Below are 2591 nucleotides of genomic sequence, written 5' to 3'. Positions count from 1 at the left end.
CCCCCGCCGGCAGTAGCGGCCGTTCCGCTTTGAGGCTGCCTACCGGTCTTGTGCCTGCGCAGTCGGCAGCGGTTGCAGAAGGTCTCGATGAAGGAGAAGACCCCGGCGCGGGCGGTGGCCCGGTCGGGCCAGGCGCGTCGACGACGAGCTCGGCGCGGTGATGGTCGGCCATGGCATAGCCGACGACCTCGCGGGTGGCCAGGTCCGGCCAGCAGGCGAGGTAGAGCCGGCCCTCGACGGTGGGCAGGTAGGTGATGTCGCCGAACAGATCGATGTCATCCTCACCCGCGCGACCGAACGAAGGGAGGAGACGCCCGACGCCGAAAGGCTCATCGACCATGTTGTCGCGCCACTGATGTACCGCATCCTCTTCCGCCCCGACGGACTCGACGCCGCGTATGCCCGTCGGCTCGTGACAGAGTCTCTCGGCCGCACCGGCTGAGCCCGGCCGCCCGGGTCCGGGGTCGCATCCGTGCGGAGCGACCCCGGGAAGCCCTCGTCAGGCGGAAGAGGCCTCACCGTGTGCGGCGACAGCCGGCCAGACTGCGTCAACGACTCGTTCCGCGAAGTCGGCCGGGGTCTCTCGTTCGATCCGGAGGTAGTCGCCGAAGTAGCTGCCGAAGCACAAGGTGACAATCATGTCCAGGTCCACATCCTCCCGCACTGCGCCATGGCGCTGAAGCGAGACGAGGGTCAGCAGCAGCTCCTCGCAGCGGGGCTGGTTACCGTACTCCCGCATCTGCTCCAGCAAGTCGGGCGCCCGCTCCGCCTCGGCCATGAAGTTGCCGTGCAGGGCCATGGCACGCTTGTTGTGATAGCGGGGGTCGAGACGCCGCACCGCCTCGACGAGCGCGTCGCGCGGAGCCATATGCTCCATGTCGAGCGGGGGGTATGCCTCGCGCTGCTTGCGCAGTCCGTACTGGAGGGCGTCGACGACCAAGTCGTACTTGTTCGCCCACCGCCGGTACAGGGTCGGCCGCGTGACGCCGGCATCCGCGACGATGTCCCCGATCGTCATGGCGGAGTAGCCGTCGGTGGCCAGCCGCTCGCGCGTGGCCTGGATGATGGCCTCTTCGATCGCCGGATCTCGCGGCCGTCCGCCGGCGGAGGCGGCCGGTTTTGCGTCCGGGCTCCCACCGGGCACGTCAGCTGGCGCATCGGCGTATTTCTTCTTCGTCATCTCGGTCCTTCCGGAACACAGGGTTCTTGAAGCCGGTTCGTCCACGCAGCCCTGCCGCACAAGCACATCATGCGAACTCCGTCCCGGTGTCCGATGGGGATGGAGCGGGAGCCGAGTACGGATCGACCCCACTTACTTTACAGAGATTGACTGTAACGAAACTTCGCTCTAGTGTTCCTGATGATCAACCCGGACCGTCCGGTCCATCCGGGCGATCCCCCCAACCACGTACATCTGAGGAGTCTTGTCATGTCTGAGTACGCGCCGTCCGTTCCGGTTCTGGAGTCTGCTGCCGCGGAGTTCGCCGCGGCGACCGCGAACCCGCCCTACCTGTTCGACCTGGGCCCGGTGGAGGGCCGCAAGACGGTCGACGAGGTCCAGTCCGGCGAGATCGCCAAGCCGGCCGTCGACGAGGAGTGGATCACCGTGACCGGCGGCCCCACCGGCAGCGTGAAGGCCCGCATCGTCCGCCCGGCCGGCGTCACCGGCAGCCTGCCCGTCATCCTCTACATCCACGGCGCGGGCTGGGTGTTCGGCAACGCCCACACCCACGACCGCCTGGTGCGCGAACTCGCCACCGGCGCCGAGGCGGCCGTGGTCTTCCCCGAGTACGACCTCTCCCCGGAGGCCCGCTACCCGGTCGCCATCGAGCAGAACTACGCGGTCGCCCAGTGGATCGTCCGCGACGGCGCGGCCCACAACCTGGACGCCACCCGCATCGCGGTCGCCGGCGACTCCGTGGGCGGCAACATGACCGCCGCCCTCACCCTGATGGCCAAGGAACGCGGTGACGTCCCCCTGGTCCAGCAAGTCCTGTTCTACCCGGTCACCGACGCCGCCTTCGACACCGGCTCCTACCACCAGTTCGCCGAGGGCTACTTCCTGCGCCGCGACGGCATGCAGTGGTTCTGGGACCAGTACACCTCCAGCGAGACCGAACGGGCGCAGATCACCGCCTCACCCCTGCGCGCCACCACCGAGCAGCTCACCGGCCTGCCCCCGGCCCTGGTCATCACCGGCGAGGCCGACGTCCTGCGCGACGAGGGCGAGGCCTACGCGGGCAAGCTCCGCGCCGCCGGCGTGCCGGTCACCGCCACCCGCTACCAGGGCATCATCCACGACTTCGTCATGCTCAACGCCTTGCGCGGCACCCACGCCGCCCAGGCCGCCATCACGCAGGCCGTCACCACCCTCTACACCGCACTCCACACCGCGTAGACCCCCGACGGACGCGACCAGCGACCAGCGACCAGCGACCGCGTCCATTCCCCGTCCGACCAGTTCCCCGCACCTGCCGCAGGGCCTCGCCGTCCATCAGGCGGCCGGTGCGACCCGCTGAAACCTCCAGAGGAGTCACCCATGTCCGCAAACCGTATCCGTATCAGCCGTAGCGTCGCCGTGGCAGCGGCCG

The 2591-nt window shown here is 69.0% G+C and carries 3 protein-coding genes and 1 pseudogene; 2 read left to right on the top strand and 2 right to left on the bottom strand.

Annotated elements, in window-relative coordinates:
- Positions 1-133: 133 nt before the first annotated feature.
- Positions 134-262: pseudogene (locus IH13_RS45185) on the bottom strand (IS3 family transposase); the annotation flags it as partial.
- Positions 263-268: 6 nt separating this feature from the next.
- On the opposite strand from IH13_RS45185, the gene IH13_RS46260 reads away from it, so the two are divergent.
- Positions 269-442 carry a TetR/AcrR family transcriptional regulator C-terminal ligand-binding domain-containing protein gene (locus IH13_RS46260; protein WP_420713419.1) on the top strand — a complete coding sequence of 58 codons (174 nt, stop codon included), beginning with the start codon at positions 269-271 and terminating at the stop codon, positions 440-442.
- A 57-nt stretch (positions 443-499) separates the two neighbouring features.
- On the opposite strand, the gene IH13_RS0130610 is transcribed toward IH13_RS46260, so the two are convergent.
- Positions 500-1180 carry a TetR/AcrR family transcriptional regulator gene (locus tag IH13_RS0130610; protein ID WP_031089372.1) on the bottom strand — a complete coding sequence of 227 codons (681 nt, stop codon included), beginning with the start codon at positions 1178-1180 and terminating at the stop codon, positions 500-502.
- A 249-nt stretch (positions 1181-1429) separates the two neighbouring features.
- On the opposite strand from IH13_RS0130610, the gene IH13_RS0130605 reads away from it, so the two are divergent.
- Positions 1430-2398, top strand: a complete 969-nt coding sequence (locus IH13_RS0130605; RefSeq protein ID WP_031089370.1) for an alpha/beta hydrolase — start codon at positions 1430-1432, stop codon at positions 2396-2398.
- Positions 2399-2591: the final 193 nt, after the last annotated feature.

The organism is Streptomyces sp. NRRL WC-3549 (genome assembly GCF_000721935.1).
Lineage (GTDB): Bacteria > Actinomycetota > Actinomycetes > Streptomycetales > Streptomycetaceae > Streptomyces.
This window is presented reverse-complemented; position numbering and strand designations above follow the sequence as displayed.

Excerpts from the sequence above, each read along its gene's own strand:
- IH13_RS0130610 (WP_031089372.1), bottom strand. The coding sequence starts at position 1,180 with ATGACGAAGAAGAAATACGCCGATGCGCCAGCTGACGTGCCCGGTGGG.
- IH13_RS0130605 (WP_031089370.1), top strand. The coding sequence starts at position 1,430 with ATGTCTGAGTACGCGCCGTCCGTTCCGGTTCTGGAGTCTGCTGCCGCG.